The sequence below is a fragment of the Chryseobacterium angstadtii genome, assembly GCF_001045465.1.
GTDB lineage: Bacteria > Bacteroidota > Bacteroidia > Flavobacteriales > Weeksellaceae > Chryseobacterium > Chryseobacterium angstadtii.
Genome location: NZ_LFND01000003.1, coordinates 479,410 through 499,109, shown reverse-complemented (window position 1 = coordinate 499,109; position 19,700 = coordinate 479,410). Strand labels below are relative to the sequence as shown.

Annotated in this window: 6 protein-coding genes; 3 read left to right on the top strand and 3 right to left on the bottom strand. The window is 43.3% G+C overall.

The window, feature by feature from the left end; translation table 11 throughout:
- Positions 1-38 precede the first annotated feature (38 nt).
- From ACM46_RS10225 to ACM46_RS10215, 3 genes are read left to right on the top strand one after another with little or no spacing between them, the layout of a single operon-like run.
- Positions 39-3,692: a hypothetical protein gene (locus ACM46_RS10225; RefSeq protein WP_048506548.1), complete on the top strand. Its 3,654-nt coding sequence runs from the start codon at positions 39-41 to the stop codon at positions 3,690-3,692.
- Positions 3,693-3,718: 26 nt separating this feature from the next.
- A complete protein-coding gene (locus ACM46_RS10220) occupies positions 3,719-5,179 on the top strand; it encodes an endonuclease/exonuclease/phosphatase family protein (RefSeq protein ID WP_131707571.1) in 1,461 nt (486 codons plus the stop codon).
- Positions 5,180-5,192: 13 nt separating this feature from the next.
- Entirely contained in the window at positions 5,193-16,151 is a 10,959-nt protein-coding gene (locus ACM46_RS10215) for a LysM peptidoglycan-binding domain-containing protein (RefSeq protein WP_048506546.1), read from the top strand.
- Positions 16,152-16,238: 87 nt separating this feature from the next.
- Here ACM46_RS10215 and ACM46_RS10210 read toward each other — a convergent pair whose 3' ends face one another.
- The 3 genes from ACM46_RS10210 to ACM46_RS10200 are packed head-to-tail and all read right to left on the bottom strand — an operon-like array spanning position 16,239 to position 19,689.
- A complete protein-coding gene (locus ACM46_RS10210) occupies positions 16,239-16,985 on the bottom strand; it encodes a 4'-phosphopantetheinyl transferase family protein (RefSeq protein ID WP_048506545.1) in 747 nt (248 codons plus the stop codon).
- On the bottom strand, positions 16,982-18,802 hold the full coding sequence (locus ACM46_RS10205; RefSeq protein WP_048506544.1) for a lanthionine synthetase LanC family protein: 1,821 nt from the start codon (positions 18,800-18,802) through the stop codon (positions 16,982-16,984). The genes ACM46_RS10210 and ACM46_RS10205 overlap by 4 nt, the downstream gene beginning before the upstream one ends.
- Positions 18,799-19,689: a DUF6734 family protein gene (locus tag ACM46_RS10200; protein ID WP_048506543.1), complete on the bottom strand. Its 891-nt coding sequence runs from the start codon at positions 19,687-19,689 to the stop codon at positions 18,799-18,801. The genes ACM46_RS10205 and ACM46_RS10200 overlap by 4 nt, the downstream gene beginning before the upstream one ends.
- Between the last annotated feature and the right edge of the window lie 11 nt (positions 19,690-19,700).

The window sequence follows — 19,700 nt, the reverse complement described above, 5'->3', positions numbered from 1 at the left end:
TTCATTTTATTCCATCTTGAGAACCTATACTTATTCTTATGGCACAATCCGAAACAGAGATCATATTCAGCAATGAAAATTCCGGAAATTCTGCATTATACGTATATAATCAAATAGGGCAACATTGGACCGCTTTATTGCTTCCGGAAGGATCCTCCTATACTGATCCTACGATTAGTCTGCAGGTAGCGGCACAGCAACAGGTCTATTTTCTGTTTGCCAAAACAGCTCCTGCCGATGCAAAGACTTTCATCGACAGCTACCGGCCTTATCTGTTTAAGTTCCGGCAGAATGTGACTGCCAACCTCACTACGGCATGGCTGAGCAATCCGGATAAAACACCCTCTACCCAGAACACAACTGTCCTCAATTTCGCACAATTTGGAACCAGCGCACCTTTTGTCGTAGGACAGCCTTTTAACGTAACAATTGGTAACAATTTCGGTACACTCAGTATACAGAATAATACGGTGATGACACTGCAGCCAGGCGATACTCCCAATTCTCTACAGCTGACCTGGACTTCCGGCAGCCCCAATATGAGCTTTGCCAACAAAACACTGGGGACCAATTCTCTTTTCAGAAGCGATATTACCATTCCTTTCAGCGGCCCGGGTACGGGCTCCTTCCGTTTTTCGCTGGGTTTGAATCTGAATCTGGACTTTAAAGGCTATGGATTGCAAAACAACTATTACTATGGCGACGGTGTAAACCTATCCTACTTTGCCTATCCCATACTAAAAACAGGAGATACCAATGACTATCTCCTCACCCAGACTGAAATTGATTTACTCGACATAGCCAACAGTGATGGGCTAAATACCTATTTTGCCATTACAGGCCAGATCTATAATAAGAATACCAATCAGACAAGAGCAGCCAGCCTGCCCAGCTATTATGCGATCAATACCGGTTATGCCCTAACCTTTTGGCCCGCCGTGAATATGGTGGATTCCGGAGCACAGGTTAATAATCTGTTTCCTACGGACAACAGCGCACGCTTTGTCATATCCCCGCAGGATGCTGCAGGTCTCAAAACCTACTACCTGTCGCCGGAAGGTGATTTCTACCTCGATCCCGGTGCTTCACAGGCTGCATTTGCCGATGAAAATGGACAGTACAGTTTACTGCCGGGCCTATCTGGTACAGAAGTCATCGCATTTACTCCTTATAAAAATAATAACGGTACTATTACCGGAGACACCATACGCTTTAAATCAAAACAGGCTGCTTTTGCTGCCAACTTTCCCGGTCAGGAAGTATCTCTGGCCAATCCCGGTACAGACAAACCCGTACTGGACAGCACTTATCTGACGGCATGGGCCAATATTGCATCTGCCACACCCGGCAATGTACAATATGCTTCACAACCTCAGGGCGCTTCCTTATATGCTAAAGATCATGGTGTAGCATCAAACAATAATATCACAGGATTTCTCGGCTTTTATGAACCTTCGGTAGACATGCCGCAAACCAACGGATTTGCAGTGCCTTTGGCTCCTTATCTTGGGGTAAATCCAGTACCTCCGCCCAGCGCTGAAGGTATAGGTGCATTTGAATCCAAAGTACTCAGCGCCGAAAGAAAAGCACTGATATCAGCAGCTTTCACTACACCACACAGCAGTAAAAGTCTGGCCAAAAGAACCATGGCCAAAACAGCTGCAACAACCTATACCGCTTCCACTACACCGCAAGGTTTGATTGCCAATGTGAACAATGATGGCAGCTGGAGTCTACTGAACCTGGCGCAGAATACCGTAAACAACGGTTCCCCTGAATACCTCAACCCGGCACAACAGGCTCCTGCAACACCTCCGCAATATCAGCTCAGCTTTATTAACCTGATGCCGCAGATGCAAAGTGCCTTCCTCACTAATCAGCAATTCCTGGTAATGACTAATAACCAGTACCTGGGTGATTTGTTTTCAACGATGAATACCCCCGGCGGCGGTTTCAGCAGCCAGCCTGTGTTCAACAATAAAATGTCAATCGAAGACTGGCCATTTGATTTGAACGTAGGCACAAGCAATACCTATGCTGATTACAATAATGTTCTGATCTTTAAATTTTGCAAAGGCGCTATCATCGACCGGGTAAAGAATCCTAAAGAGTGGACACAAGCCAATGCATTCAACATTGATAAGGATGATGCTGATCCAGATGCTGCTTACAATCAATTAGTAGCTGTTTCTGCCTGGCTTCAAACTTATCTGCAGGACGCAGTAGATTCTTATCAACAGGCAAAAGCCGACCCCTCATCAGATCAGTTAAAATATTACGAAAAATTCTACAGTATTATCAACGACCCTAATTGGAATGGAATCCTGGCTTTGAAAACAACCATCGACTTACAGGAATTTCCACAGCAATTAAAAGGGCTGATCAGTGGAATCAATCTCAGTAATTTTTATGCCCATCATGTGGGAATAGAAGTGAACAGAGTGAATGCAACCGATACCATTACTATGGATCCTGTCAGTTCACTTTTTGGTCTCATCAACTATGTAGATCCTGCATACTATAATCAGGTGGCGCAGGGACAGAGCGAGAATAAACCTGTACCGCCTGCAGCAGGCGCTACTTATGATTTTAAAGTACTGTTCCTCCAGGTACTGTTCGAAAATACTGCGATCAAGGATTTTGCAAGCAAACTTCAGCTAACGATGAACAATCTGTTCTCAGACTCAGTAAAAGCTACAAACAATCCTTATGGAGCAGCAAATCTGAATACCATTGTATTGAATGGAACGTATCAGGATCATAACGGCACCCCTGTGTATGTGTTCGAGAATAAGTATGATAATCTTTTTTATTTTGACAGTAATCTGCTTCAAAACGTAGAAATTACCAAAATACAGTTTAATACGCTCACAACCGATCCTTCGGCTACGGATATTCAATCTCGTTTTACGATGTGGGGCTATCTCAATTTCGGTAAAATGGTTACTTTATCTCCCGCTACAGAAGATGATCCTTATCCTATGGATGCTTTCTCATTCGGATTACCAACAGGTTCTGAAAATATATTACAGTTTGGTCTGAATTATAGTAACCTGTATGTGAATATGGCTTTTAATCTCAGTACGCCTACTGTAACTACCTATCAATTTGATGCAGGCCAGATTGCTTTCAGCTCGTCACAGAGCAATGCCAGAACCAGCAGTCTCTATCCCAATTTTGCGCTGCAGATCAATAAACTGCTCAGTGGAAACGATGATTCATTACCTTCTTCTCAGGGATATTTAACCCTTAGCTTACCTGGTGTAAATGCCAATGGGCTTTCAGGCAACTGGTATGGATTACAAATGACGCTTAACATGGGCTCTCCCGGTGAACTTGCCAGTAATCTTGGCTTCAATGCCAGTCTGCTTGTAGCATGGAGCCCCGGTTCCAAAACAACAGACCCGGGCTATAATGCACTTGTAGGCATAAAACTTCCAGGTACATCCAGCAATGCCAAACTATTAAGCCTGCAAGGTGTACTGAAGCTGGCCATCGATAAATTGAGTCTGCAATATGTAGTGGATCAGGATTCTTATCTGCTGACACTATCCAACATTGCCCTGAAGCTCCTGGGAATCTTAAAACTACCGCCCGGCGGCAATACCAACTTCCTCCTGTTTGGCAATCCTAATCCGGGAGCTACTGCCAAAAGTTTAGGCTGGTATGCCGCTTATAATAAAGATATATAACTACAGAAAGTAAAAACACCCCTGCTATGACACGAATCATGTACTGGAACGTCAATAACTTTGGAAAGGAACGTTTTTTTTGCGAACAATACCGCAAAGTAAAACGCAGGAAACTAAATCAAGGTGGTATGTCGGATATTGATGCCGCTGCTGCCCGGTTAAATTGCCTTTACGACACTATCAGCAGAAACATGCCTGACATATTGGTTATTATAGAAGCAACTACCGGCACTGATGGACTGCCGGAAGGAGAAACAGTGGATGAATCTTCAAGCTATTATCTGATGCAGGAAATAAGGCAAAGAACCGGGAATAACAACTGGTATCTGGTACCTCCTCTTGTTTCCGGCACAGAAGGACGTGCCGAAGGAATTGCAGTGCTGTATAACTCTGCCAATCTTATTTTTACCGGACCCTGGCGATGGCCTGGAGGTGATGGCCCTGCAGGTTCTGTTGCTGCTATTCCTAACGCCAACATGCGCTCCTATAATGCCCCTTATATGTGGCGGCAAAACCCTTATAATCCTGCAGGACCCGCTAACCCGCCTAATCCAAATGATCCCGATAATACATTGCCTAACCGCAATATACCCCTTGATAGTGCTAATAATCCGGGGAGGCTGGAGTATCAGGTAGCGGGGCAGTGGGATTATCATACAGGAGGTAATCCGGCGAATGCTCAATTGAATTTTCCGGATGCAGGTAAACGGCGTCCTTTCCTCACCACTTTTTATGATACCTCCGTGGCTGTAAATGGTTCTACGCATCGGGAAATCCGTTTATTGTCATTTCATGCCTCACCATATCAATTTCAGTCAAATCCTATAACAGGCCTTCGGGAAGCTGGTCCTGCCGCAACAGGTACAGCCGAAATTGCCAATATTTTTGAAATGAACCAGGCACTGGCACCCAATCAGGTCAATGTAATTGTAGGTGATTTCAATATCCCGCTTTGGAATTATGGCGGGGTAGCTTTACCAACGATTGCGTATAACCCCATTATAGCTCTCGGCTATCAGCAACAATTGCAGCAGGTGCCTAATAATTTTCCGGATAAAGCCTACCGCATTACCCACATAAAGCCATCCGATAATTCTACGCCTTATAACGATAATGGTTTTCCGGCATTTGGATATATGACCGAGCCCGAACTATTGGGACGTTATGATGCCATTGATAATATTTTTGTTCGATATCCGCCCATGCCCAACAATGCAGGCGGCCCAGCTGCTAATATGACCATTGTAAACAGGGTAACAGGCTCACCATATACAGGAGCAGGCTTACCCGCTTTACCGGTAGGTGTACCAGCAGGTACGGGCGGAGTATTGGTATATCCGCAATACTTAACCAATGCTTACTGTATGCCTGTTCCTAACGGAGTGGCAGCGCCTAATATCGGATTGAAAAACAGATTTCAGGGATGGAATAATTATCGCCGCATCAGAAGTACAAGTGACCACCTCGCATTAATTGTTGATATTTAATACAATTTCAGTTATGAGCCTTACCACGTTAGCCAATACTTTTCGCACACAAGCAGCCTCGTCAAACGGATATATTACGATTGACAGCACAGTTATGACCAGTGCCGGTTTTGTACCGCAAGATAATCTGGATGCTCTACTTACAGCATCTTTTTGTTTGGAAAACAATGCTCAGTTTCAAATCAATACCAGCGGACAGACTATTCCCGATCCTGTCGGTAATACGCTCACAGTGACCGGTACGCTCAGCATTAGCAAAATTTCTATTACGGAAGCAAATACTTCTGTAACAGCTGTTTTTACGGAAGAAGGAACCTCCATATCATTTGTGGTTCAAACCAAGCTGATTAACTGGCAATTCACTACCAGTTTCCCTTATATGAATGGCTACCCTTTTTCTACCTTGCCTTATACAGACCCATATTTTATATTTGTGACAGAGGACAGCACGGACTATAGCTGGAATGCAAAAAAAATCAATTTAAAAGAAGGACAAAATTTCGCCTCCAATCTCACGCTTACCGGATACCTGCAACCGATTATCTCTTTTCTAGCACCGGGATGGAGCAGCAGCACCAAACTTCCATTTTTTGGGCCCATCAAATTGGATGAAGTAGATAACGAAACGATCCTGTTTCCCGATATTGACTGGAAAGCCGTTATTGACTGGAAGATGCAGCCTCTTTCTTTTTTAACAGTAGGCAGCCCTTTTGTACGCTTAATGATAGAGACCCTTACGGATGATGGGACTACCGAAAAAGATGATGAATATGAGATCTTACAAATTCGTGAATCAGACCCTTCTGAAACACCGGATGAGGAGACTATTGCCAATGATGATACGGAAGACGATCCAAAATCAGAACAGAATCCCAATTTGTATTTTGGAATGTCACTCACAGCAGGCACCGATATACAACTTGATTTCTCGGCTTTATGGCAGGAGGAAAACAGTACACTAACGATTGCCACAACTTCATCGCCTGATAAACCTTTAACGGCTATGAACCTCATCAATCTGATGGCCGGACAAAACTATCTGACATTCATTCCTCCTACATTGCAACAATTTTTGCGGGTTTTCACCTTTAAAGTATTTACCACAACGCTCTCATTGAGCAATAAGAATATTAAACGGTTAAGTGCTACAGTGGGTTCTACGGGAACCTGGCAGTTATTTTCAGATTTCACGATTAATGAATTCAATTTTGTATGGACACTGGGAAATCCGAGCGGACTGAATGGCTCTCTCTATTATTTTGAAAGTGAGTTCGAGTTCTTCCCCACTGTATTCAAAAATCCGGACGGAACACCGGGACTTTTCTATATTAAGATCAATAATCAGCTTCAATTCTGGGGTAACTACGAAGGATCTGTATTGCTTAATGACTTAGTGTCTGGTATTACAGGCGGTGCCATCAAGATACCAACCAATATAGCCAGCGTTGCCTTCTCCAATTTCTTTCTGTACATGGATGTACCCAACAAAACCTATCGTTTGGGAGCAACTACAGATATTGAACTGAACATCATTACCAATATCGCGATCAGGAATACTACTTTTGTCATCAACAGCTCTACGCCTGCTGATGGCAAAGGTGCCTCTAAATTCGCAGCTAACATAGCGGGTACCTTTATGCTTGCCCAGTTTTATCTGGACGTAAAAGTAGACTACACCTCTACCGGCAATGACTCCTTATGGAACCTGAGCGTATCCACCTTACCGGGACAAATTATCAGTCTGGGAGATCTGATGAAACAGATGTTTGAAGCCATCAGCCTGCCTACAAGTTTCTTGCCTGATCATCTTAATATCACCCAGTTTTCTACTACAGCTATCATCCCAAGCGGTAATCAATCCAGTACCTACGAAGTAAAAACAGGTCTTCAATGGAAATTCATGTTTCCTATTATTGACCAACCCATCAATATACTGGCCAATCTCCGTATCAAATATGAAAGCAGCACCACGCCCGGTGGCCCGGGAAAATACTCCGGCGGTGTTCTGGGCAGTGTAACGCTGGAATATTTTAATGCCACTGTTGACATCAGTTATAATTTCTCCGAGAACAATCAGCAGCTCGCGATTACCTGGGAAGGCTTTACCGCGATGTATGATGTAAGCGGGCAAAGCCGTACCATTGTTTTCTCCATCAAAAACTGGACGTTGGGCGGATTGATCACGTCCTTTATGAAGATGCTGTTCAACCCAACATTTGAACTTGATGCACCGTGGGATATCCTGAACAAAATAAGTCTGGACGGCTTCTCGGTTACTTACAACCTCGACACCAAAGATATTAAGGTTACCTACAAATTACCTAAGACACTTAACCTTGTATTCATCAATATTAACGGAATCAACCTTACCAAAACCGAAAAAGGAGTGTTTATCACTTTTGATGGTAATTCCGTTGTACCTTCCATTAACGACAGTAATCTGTTCAAACCTTCCACAGGCGGACAGGACATTCAAAAAATGCCGGAAGTTCCGGGACAGGGCAACCAGTATTTCGACCTGCGTCTGCTGGCCATGGGTCAACACGTAGAACTGGCAAATCCTGCCCAGTACAATTCTATAAAAGATGTCACCAAAGCCATGCAGGAAGCTTTTGCCGAACCCAAACCGGGCACTGTGCCTATAGGACCGGGTTCGGGTAATACGCTGCTGAAATTCAACGAGGACAGCAACTGGCTCATTGCGACCAATTTTGGTATCCTGAATGCAGGTACCAAAGAAAAACCTGTGTGGACTCTGGATATGCAGGTTGTATTTAATGATCCTAATCTATATGGTCTGCGCATCGCTATGGCAGGCGGTAAAGCCAAAATATTTGAAGGCCTTGATTTTGAGATCATGTATAAAAAGATCTCCGATTCCATCGGTGTCTATCAAATAGATCTTACCCTACCTAATGCATTGCGTTATCTGCAGTTTGGCGCTGTCAATATTACCCTTCCTTCCATTGGTATTGAAATTTACACCAATGGTGATTTCATGGTAGATATCGGCTTCCCTTACAATATGGACTTCTCCCGTTCGTTCACTTTGCAGGCCATTGTGCCGCCAGGTATCCCTGCTATGGGTTCAGGCGGATTCTATTTCGGAAAACTCAGCAGTGCCACTACGAATAAAGTCCCTAAAACCAACTATGGTAACTTTAATCCTGTGATCGTATTTGGTATCGGTTTGCAGGTAGGTGTAGGCTATAGCGTGAACTACGGTATACTCAACGCCGGTTTCAGCATTACCATGTTTGGGATCATAGAAGGGGTAATAGCCGCTTATTATCCTTACAGCGGAGCTTTGCAGGAAAGCAATAAAGAGCAGGTAGAAACTTCCTACTATTATTATCTGCAGGGTACCATCGGTATTATCGGTAAACTGTATGGTTCCATAGACTTCGGTATTATATCGGCCAGTGTCAATATTACTGTTATGGTATATGCACAGGCCATTTTTGAAGCTTATAAGAAAATACCATTGGCTATCGTAGCTTCGGTAGACGTTAGGGTTTCTGCCAAACTGAACCTGGGTATCTTCTCCATTACCATTCACTTTACGTTTACTGCCAAAATCCGCTTTGATCTTACCATTGGTACAGACCAGACCGCCAAAGCACCCTGGAACAACAATCTTGGTGCGCCACATGCCGCAGCCCGTCTGTCCGCTCCTGTGGCCACCGTACGTATTGCGCCTGCAAGAAAAGCGACACCGCTTGATGGTTCTGCACCTGTTGAATTCGCAACCATTGATGCATTTGACATCACAGAAGAAACGATGTCCGATTCAATGGTGATCCGCCGTTCTCCACATATGGCTATAAACTACAGCTCTGTATTGGTGGGAGCCTCTGCGGACAGCCTGCCTACATTGAGTCTGTATTTTGTTCCTCACTTAACCATAGCAGGACCTGAAAATGGTAACCTGAGCGATCAGACTGCACAATATGTAGCAACCTTATTTATTGATGCACCTGACCCATCGGGTGAAGGTAATGGAGCTACCACTTCCTTTGACTATTTATGTACCGACTTCTTCCGTTGGCTGGTACTGAACTATATTGACCATGCACCGTCGCAATCTACCCGCGTGGAAGTAGATACGGAAGGTATTTCAAAAGCGGATCTTGATGCATTGATTGCATTCCTGTCCAGCGAAAACAATCCTTTCCCTATACCGACTGCTGATCTGCTCAGCTTCCTGCAAAACAGCTTCCAGGCGGTCGACGTTCAACTCCTGAAAGACAACTTACCTGCAGCAGCCATCTTCCCTATGTTCTTCGACCTAGAGCTGAAGGTACCGGATATATCATTAGACATTCAGTTTAATAATTATAATATGGCCACACAGGAATATCTGTCGGCTGTAAAAGAATGGTTCAATGAACTGGCTGTAAAAGTGCAGGAAGAAACAGCATCTTCGGCCAGATTTGCAACGGCAACCGATCCTCAGCAATGGAGCATGTCTACCTTTGTATTTGAAGATTATTTTGTTCTGCTAGGTAAGCAATTGGCTGGCTATGCATCTGATGCAATGGATAATTTCACTTATCGCCTAAGCAATGGAAACAGCTTATCCGCTATGGTCAACTGGGCCAATGGCATCAGCGTAGACGGAACAAGCAACAGCGTGAATGTACAGGATCTGGCTACGGCTAACCAGACTCATCCGCTCACAGGCAACAGCCCGGTATTGATTACAGGGGTTATGCATGATATTGCAGAAGGCAATACCTTTACCTCTGTGGCGGCCGTGTATGCCATTACAGCAACCATGCTGATCACAGAAAATGCGGCAGTACCGGGATTATTATCCCCGCAGACCGTTACTTATAAGGGTAATTCTTATGAGGTAAAAGCTACCGATACCATCAATGCAGTTGCATCCGGATTAAAGACAACAGTTAATGATCTGGCGGCTGATACCAACTTCCAGGATACGGCAGTTCTTATGGCTGGCAGCTGGTTAGCTATTGGTGCCGCCATTTATACTGCCAAGAACGAAGATACCTTTAACAGTATCAGCACGGATGTGTATAAAAACCTTGATGCAAGTGCCTTACTGATGCAAAACCAGATAACATCAGGTTTATTTATTGCAGGCAACAGCTTCGAATATGGCAGTACCAAGTACACCATCGTACCGGGTGACACGCTTACCAGCATGGCTGCGGCTATTTCAGCATTAGCAGGGACTACGGTTACCGCTCAGGACCTTGCAGGTAATGCACAGGTACAGGCACAGCAGGTACAGCCGCTGGGTCAGGTATTGGTACCACCTTTTGTACATACTACAGTTACCTTCACCGATGCAGCACAAGCCGACACGCTGGATGTACTGGCACAACAATACAATACCACATCTGCTCTGCTGGCGACCAGCTATGCCAACCAGCAGCAAGATAACTTCTTCTACAATGGCGAAGGATATGCGAATGCCAATATTCCGGGTCTGCAATACCTTACTGTTGGAAGCATTCTGGAATACTTTACCGATAACAATTCTTATGGACAGCTGTCCGGTATGGTATCCCGCTATCAGTTACATGGTATGCGTCTGCCTACTACTCTTCCGGGTCTTACACTTTCGGCAGGCTCCGGCTGCACTGGCTCCAATTGTGCCCTGTATGCACTTACCGGTCAGGAATTTGCTCTTCCGGCTACGATCCCTGCTGATTTCTCGATACAGCTTATCAACAATTCTTTAAGCTGGCTTCAGTTCAACGGGAAAACGATGAAGGAAGAAGGGGGTAATACACTCGATATCACACTGACCACGGAAGATCTTAACCAGATCAGTACCCTGCTCAACTATGCTCAGAAAACGGGTATACAACCGGACGTACTGGAGCTGGCGCCTATGCAGCCTTTCAATCTGCAGGCTGTGCAATATACTTTCCAGACGACAACACAATGGCAGACATCCGGAGCATTAAAACTGCCTTATGGATCCGGGGATCCATCCAATGTGTCACCACTCATCTGGCAGTTCCCTTCAGGCCTGCTCAATCAACTGGCATTACCGAAAGATCAAGGCTCAGCGTTCAGCGTTCAGATAGGACAATATGATGCGGCTAAAGGCGTAATGGACTACCGTACATCCTCTTATTACGGATGGAGTACTATGGTAGATATAGAAATTAAGCTCCTTGATACCGATTCCACCGCTCCGGTAAATGCTTACAGTTATGAGCTACTGGGTGCCGGTGAAGCAGGTGCGAACATTCTGCAAAGACTGTTGCAGGCACTTGACCCAAAATCATCTAACAATAATACAGATAAGATAGTCGATATCCAATGGTTATATGAAGGGTCAGACGGTTTATTGTCTGTTGGAATGGAGCACATGAAAACATTCATTGTACAGGCGAATCTTTCTACGGAAACCAATCCTGATACTTCCGCCCTGAAAATGGATGCAAGGGAAGAAGCAGAAGCAGCACCTACTACCGGTGTACTGAACAGTATTTACGATTTCGTACGCTTGCTATGGGAGTGCAGCATTACCCGTTCGGGAGGCTATTATCTGATGTACAACGAAATCGAAAGCAATACCGGATTCCCTTCCAGTGTATTTGGTAAAGGCGATACTGCCAATGTCCGCCTATTGGTGACCTATAGCAGCCAGTACAACAACAAGCCAACCGATTATATGACCTGTGCGGTAACCGGAGATAAGATCGATTCCAGCTCCTGTGTGGTATATGCACAAAGTGAAATGCAAGAAGGATTGTCATACTATGTTAATACTCCTGCTGATACCATCGACACTATCACCGCCCGCTTCAATATACTGCCTGCCGAATTGGTAGAACTGAATAAAAAAGTCATCCTTAATACCAAAGCCGATACAACGGATCCTGCAAAATATCCTGTCCCTGTCATTACTTTTGACGGATTGGTATGCGAAGTAGGAAGCAACGGTCCGGGTAATACATTAACCTCTATTGCTGCCTATTATGGAGTGGACGCAACCGCTATACAACAGCTTAATCCGGGCATCAGTGACTGGAACAATCTTCCGCTTTGGCAACTGGTAGTACTGCCTCAGGTACAATACACGATCAGTAGCAGCGGTAAAGCAGGTCTTACCTTTGAAAGTATTGCTGCTTACTATTTTATTGATAGGGCTGCTATGGCCTGGGCTGCCAGAGATGTGGTTAACCTCTTTGTAAACCCGACCACTCTTACCATCAATGATCAGATTCTGCATAAGGTAACGGCCGTACAACAAGGTACAGCAGGCTTTGATCTGAACCGGACAAATCCTAATCCGGATCCGGATAAACAACCTAAGATAACCGATCCTGATTATGCTGAGGTGTATCTCAACAATATGTACAATCTGCTCAGCTATCAGATCGTAGAAAACAACTGGTTCACGGAAAGTATCGTGGGCTTACCTGCTGGACCTGCCAAACCGCAGACACAGGACGACGTATTGGGTAAAACAGCCGACAGCAACGGTGATGATGACCTGATATGGTATTACAACCAGGTAGTTCCTATTGCCAAGTTTGCGAAAGCTAATCCTTTTATGACTTATCCGGCCGGATATCCGCAGGAAGCAGACAACCCTTACCGTGGTATCGGTCATCAGGTGCAGGTGCATTTTGACTGGGTAGATTATTACGGTAATGAAACGGTTACTCCATTCAGTGATCCTCAGCTGGATCCTTCCACACCAGTCAATAACCCTCCTATCCAGACAGGTTATGTAGATGAGTTGAAAGGATTGAGTAAATGGCCAAGTGTGGAACTGAGCTATCTGTTTGACCTGGGTACTGACAATCAACCGGAACTTAAACTGGAATTCAATTTCAATATCCAACGTTATAATGAGCTGCCTGATGTTCCGGCTGATCAACAGCAAGACTGGAAACAGAATGCTGCCAATGATCTGCTTACGTACACCAATGTATACTATCAGCTTACTCAGCTCAATCCGGTAGATGGTAAGAATACAGTGACCATTACTCTAAGCACATCGCTCACACCGAATAAATCTGTAGATCTTTCAGGTGACCAGTTCAATCAGTTACTGCAGTTTGTAAAAGATATTTATACCTATTTACTGGCCCGCAGCCAGGGTAATCAGGCGACTGCTCCCGTAATGAATCCGATCACGCAACCGGTGAATGTAGCAGATATTGATACCCGTTCTATTTTGCAACTCACAGTCAATCTTGATTTTTACCGCGATCTGCAATATGTGAACACTGACTTTAAAGACAGTGCTCTGGTAACCACCGCTCTTACGCAGGTGAAGCCCAAAACAATGTCTACAACAGCACAGTCCGGCACAGATCCTCAGTACAGTCTGAATGAATTTGCTGTCCTGTTTGAAGCTGCCTTCTTTAGCCCCGATAACTATGAACTGAAGATTGCTATCGGTACCAATGCAGCAACGGCAGGCGGTGTCAATAATCAGGCGGTGTTTGTAGTCCGTATGGGTCTAAAATCCGGCCAGGGTATTTACTGGCAGGTGAATCAGGCCGGTACTTATCAGCTGACTGCCGATTCCATCACGCAATTAACGGCGGCAGGTGTACCCAACGATGTTACCTCTGCCATCAACAGTTTAGTAGGAACGGTGTATGAAAGCAGAGATCTGTTCGATGCAGCGTTGCAGCAGCAACTGACGACAGCACAGTTTGACCAATACCGTATCAATATCTATACGTACAGTTTACTCAATGCCGTATTCTATGCGCTTAAACCGTTGGCCACAAGCCTTGTCTCCAAAAGTGATGTCCCTCTATGTAGCTATATAACAGGTCAGGGTCTTGATTGCAGCAAAGGTGAAATACAGACGTTTACGGGCATCGATATGGATACCTGGGGTGCTCAGTCTCTTAATGCGATTGACGTGTTCCTAAGTGCCGATTATTCAATTCCTGCTTTCCTTGTGGATCAGTTGAAATCGGTGGAAGAAAAAGATTGGCTGGCATCACAAAATATTGATGCTACTACTTATCTGCAGGCGATCACCAATGCGAAAACCATGCTTGCCGGAGCTATTGCTTCCGAAGTGGAACCTATCCTTACAGCGCCTTATGTTTCACCTGCAATGGGTGATGATACAAGTATCGGCAATGCCAAAGAGAAATTCGAACAGCAATTACTGAATCAATTGGGTAATGCTTACACAGTGAATGCTCTGGTACAGTTTGAAGTAACCGCCGAATCTGATTTCACGGCATCCGGAAGCTACCAAACACCACCTCGTCTGTATGGTACTCCGGTCATCAGTAACAAAGCAGATGGTGATGCTAAAGAATACAGTATCTCCACCTCCAAGATACAGTTGAATGAAAAGGGTGCAACCGATACGGATTCCTTCCTTACCTTCAGCTTTACTACAAAAAATGCAAAAGAATTTACGAGTGTAGATCTCGACATGACATATGTAGTGACCCATGTGGAATGTGATATCAGTGAAGTGACGGGCATTAATGGTTATAAGGGTTCCAACTGGCTTACCTTCATTATTCCGGCCGATGTAAGCAGCAGTAATAGCGGCAGCACCTCTGAAGCAGCACCTATTGCTTCCTCACTACAACAAAGCTTAGGTAATGTAGATATTCCTGTGGTATTACGTAACTATCCTACTCCACCAACGTTAACAACACAAACAGGAAAAGGGGTATCTGCAGGAGGAGACACTACCAAAACGCGACTGGCGAAAGCATCCGAATGGAATTTTATCTATTCTTACACCGAAGACCAGGCTGCACAGGATAAAATATTCTCTGATATTGAGTTTAATTTAATTCCTAATCCTTCTGCGAGAGCATTGGGTGCAACCAGCCGTGATCTCTTCAGCGACCTGGCACAATTTGTATCCGTATGGCCGAATGTACTTGATGATTTCAACCGTTATCTGAAATTAATTACCGCTCAGTCAGACAACAGTGATTCTCATCTTACCAATGCTTACTGTGCATTACAGACCATGGTAACACTGACCAATAATCTTGCTATTGCCTGGAGCCAGTACAACAGTCTGCTTTTAGGTAATCCTAGCAGTAATGCTACAGCACGTGCTTACGATTTCATTATCCGCCAGACAGATGATACCGATTTCGACAACCGTCTGCTGGTGACTATTGTGCCTGCTGTGGATATGTCTTCCGATGATCTGTCAATATACCGTGGCAATAAGTCTGTCCTTGAAGTGGAACTGCCGCAAACTCCTTATGTAACGATTGATCAATATACAAAAGTGAATGCCACCGATAAGGAAGGCGTGCCTATTCCTAATGCGTACTGGTATCAGGCCGAAGACAAATCTTATCTGTCATGGGAAGAATCTTTCAACATTCCTTCCCGAACCGTGAATACGGATGCACTGAACGTATTACAGTTCCAGTATGCGTGGGCCGGACTTTCCATTATCCGCAACGAAGACCTTATTCCTTATAATCCGACGGTAAGCGACTTTATTTACCGTACCCCATTGGTTAGGTTCTCTAATAAGCTGATCCCGTTACTCAGCAGTGATGACGTTTTTGATGTTGCCAAGATCAATAATGATAATGGTCTCAACTTATCACTGGCACAGCAACTGGCCAACTTCTTCAGTACTTTCTTTACGTATGATGAACTGGCTGAACAACTGGTGAAACTCAGCGTATCATGGAATTATCCACTGCTGGCCTCATCAGGAGATCTGATGCCTGCCATAGAACTGCCTGTCTTGCTGGCTGCCCCGTTCACTTTTGAGATTCCTACCGATTATGAGATCCCTGCGGGAGGATGCCAACCTACCTTCAGTGAATCTGATCCGTTTGTCTGCCGTCTTGCCAATACGCTTAAAATGTGGTACAGCCAGCATAAGCCTGTCACGAACGGTGCCTGGTTCCAGATGGAGATTGCCGTTTTCTCATCGTTGAGTGAGAGCAAACTGCCATTGATAACGCTTAGTAATGTAGTATTGTACTATAAGAATATTTCGGATATGAAGTAAATCTTTCGAAAAGCAAAGATTATTTTGTCAGACTTTTCAAAATCAATAGCGCCGCTGAAAATCAGGCGGCGCTATTTGTTTATTATACTAAAAATGCAGTCTTTTAATGACTTCTCTGTCCAGGTCTGTTTTTTTAGGCAGAACAACAGACCATGCATGTCCTTCTGAAAGCCATGAAATGGATTTATACTGTGGAAAATTGATGAAACTGCAAGTTATAATTCCATCACTGTATTCTACATTTTCAATCTCATATAAAGAAAAAGGAGTCATTAATCCTGTTTTCAATATTTTGGAAAGCGCTTCTTTGACGGTCCATAAAACAGTAAGGCTTTTATTAATATCTGCATCTATTAAAGATAGCTGGTGCTGTTCACCGGGAGTCACGATTTCTTTGATGGCTTCAATCTGGTCCATACTGATCGCTTCTACGTCTACACCCATAGGATGTTCTTCCGAAAAAACTACGGCTATCCCGACTTCTGTGGTGTGAGAAATACTCAGCTGGATATTCCCTCCTTGCGGTACGTAGAGAACAGGCTGCTGAAATATTCCGGGAGCGATCCATGCGTCTGTTACAACAACATCTTCCATAAAGCTTTTTAAAGCCATTTTAGCGGCGTACCTTCCCAGCAGGTAGCTGTGCTGTGTTTTGGGTAGTTTTAAACCGTCAAAAAAAAGCAGTTCTTTTTCATGAAGAAACGAATGTCGCATTTCTTTCAGGTCAGCCAATGAATGGCCGGCTGCCGCAATTGCAGCGGGAAATATTCCGCCGGCTCTTTTCAAAACCAGTTTTTCAGTCACCAACTTATTTTGCAGAGATGAATTCATCATTGTACAAACTCCAGACAGCCATTATAAATGAAATTCTTAATGGTTCTGATGACCAAATAATCCAATCGTTCAATAAGATCTGCTTTATCTTTCGAATGGGTATATTTCACTACCTTATCAACGACTTCATCAGGCTGTGCCAGGCAATAAAACTTAAATTCCGCACAGACAGTTCTGATGGTTTTAGGATCACTTAATGCTCTCAGCAGTGTTTCTTCAATATTAAGAGCTGTCTCGGTGGTATAATTCGTTTTGCTGTCATACGAAGGGGTAAGCACTACTGCAAACGCACCCGGAGGTTGTATGATATTTAAAGTCTGCTGGTACATATCATCGGAGGACCAATCCCATCTGGTGTTTATGATTTTCGCATCGGAACTTAGCCGAAGGGGTAGATCTAACACCGCCTCGCCCAAATTCTCAAATCTGTCGAAAAGTGAATTTCTACGGGCTACTATGTCTGAAAATCTTTCCGAATTATGATTCTTAATCATGGAACTGTAAAAAAGATTTTTATTTTCCTCCCACAATAAGAAATCTTTAAACAACTCCCCATAAGAATCGGTCTCTATAATCAGCAGAATATTGGTAAGGATGTGAATATTATCTGTGGTTATGGCCTTTACTATCTTATGATGGACCGCAGGAAAATTCACTTTCGTAAATTCATAAAACTTAGGATATCTTTTTCTGAATATAAAATCTTCTCCGGACGGAACCGCCAGTGACAGAGTATATTCGTTTTTTACAGATTCGTCAATAACCGATGTACTGTGTTTTATTTCTGCATAAGCAATTCCCATCTTTCCTGTTAGAAAACCTTCTTCAAATCCTGTTATTTCATCTGTCTGATCTACTATATTTTCACCGTCGAATATATTTCGGACAAGGGAAATAAACGGACTGTTCACCGATGGGGAAAGAAGCAAAAGCAGCGGTAAATTATTTTCCAATACTTCCGTTTCTTTATTGTCTGATAAGAATTTAAAAATCCTGATGTAGTCTTCTTTATGAGAATTAACGTTGAGAATATGCTTTTTTTCTGCCTCGGAAATCAACGGATACTGATCCAAAACAATATCTTCATTGAAATTCTGAATACAATCTTCAATATATTTTTCCGTCTGTGTAATATAAAAAGTAAGGCTCTCATTTCCGGATACCGAATTTATATATTTAAGGGTAAACAATATTCCTAAAGCTCCCCGCGCAAAATCACATGAATCTTCTATGCTTATTTCTTCTTTTGCAGTCCATGAGATTCCTTTGGATGTCAGAACGCTGTTATCCAGAACTATATTAAGATAGGTATTAATGAGTTGTTCTGTTTCTTCTGAACCGTTTATTTTAAACAGGGTCAAAAGAATGAATAGCATTCCTGCACGCCCATCTAACAGATAATCTGAAGTGTAAGCGGAATCTAAAAATTCATTTTCCGACTCTTTTATTATTTTAACTGCATATTCAAGAAAGACAGCTTTTTCGTTTACCTTATAGAGCTCCAGCAGGAAATAGGCTACTCCTCCTCTTCCCGTGTACAGCGAATAGTTTGCCGTTGCTACCTGACCACAATAAGCAACCAGTTCCAAGGTAAATCTTTCTATTTTTTCGAGTAACCGCAGGCTTTTATTCTTTTTGTAATGCTCCAGCAGAAAGAACAAATATCCGGTTATCCCAAATTCTATATTTTCTATATTGCCTGATATCAGATAATTTCCTTTCAGATTTTCCTGATTATTTTCTGCCTGTTTCTTTAAATCTTCAAAATTCAGATTTAAAATTTCGTCTAATATATCTAATTCTGGTTCCAGTTTCATATCTGATAGGTTTTAAGTAGACCAATTATATTATTATAGTACTCCGGATACTCTTTTCTCACGAGATCTTCAACCTGCTGAGCGCGTATGTCTTCACTTTTAAAAACTCCAAGCGCATGCAGATAGGAACGTTCTTTTGAGCTTCCCAGAACATCGCAGATCCCATCAAACTGACGGTTAACATTCTCAAGATAATACCTGATATCTGTATTTTCTTTGTTGGCTATCGAATGCAGAAGTGCCTGCTCGTAAATAATATTAAAAAAGCCAACATCAATTTTGGACAAATGATCCACATTTTTATCGATAAATTCGAAGGCTTTCCGCGTGTATCGCTTAAAGAAAGGGATATCATTGCCTCCGACAATCCCGTTATTTACCCCGTCAATTCTATTAAATGTATTGTAATAATGCTTCATTTCTTCCGGTATATAGGTAAAATGAGCTTTCATATCATTATAAAAATCGGTGTATGACTGGAAACCAAATTCAACGTTTTGCACCAAAACCGGAGAATTCCCGAAAGAATCATCCAGTTTGTTAAATACGAATACGTCACCATCCGCATGCAGAAAAGGCTCGTCCTGAATACTGAATGCATAGATTTTCCCTAATGCCCACAAGCGTTCGTGGTAATCATTAAGCGTATCAAGACTTACATCTACTTTTGTATAGGGTAACTTCAATTTGTTGATTAAAATGTCATATCCTATTTCATCGGTAACCAGTTCTACCTGGTCATAAAATTTTCTGAACTGCAGGCAGCTTAATGTCCAGCTGAAATAGTTGTATTTTTTATCATTCCATCCTCCATTATTTCTATCATGGGGACTTGCGTTTTTCTTTTTATAGCTTGGTTTGGACCAAAAACTTTGTACAATTTTCATGTAAAATAATT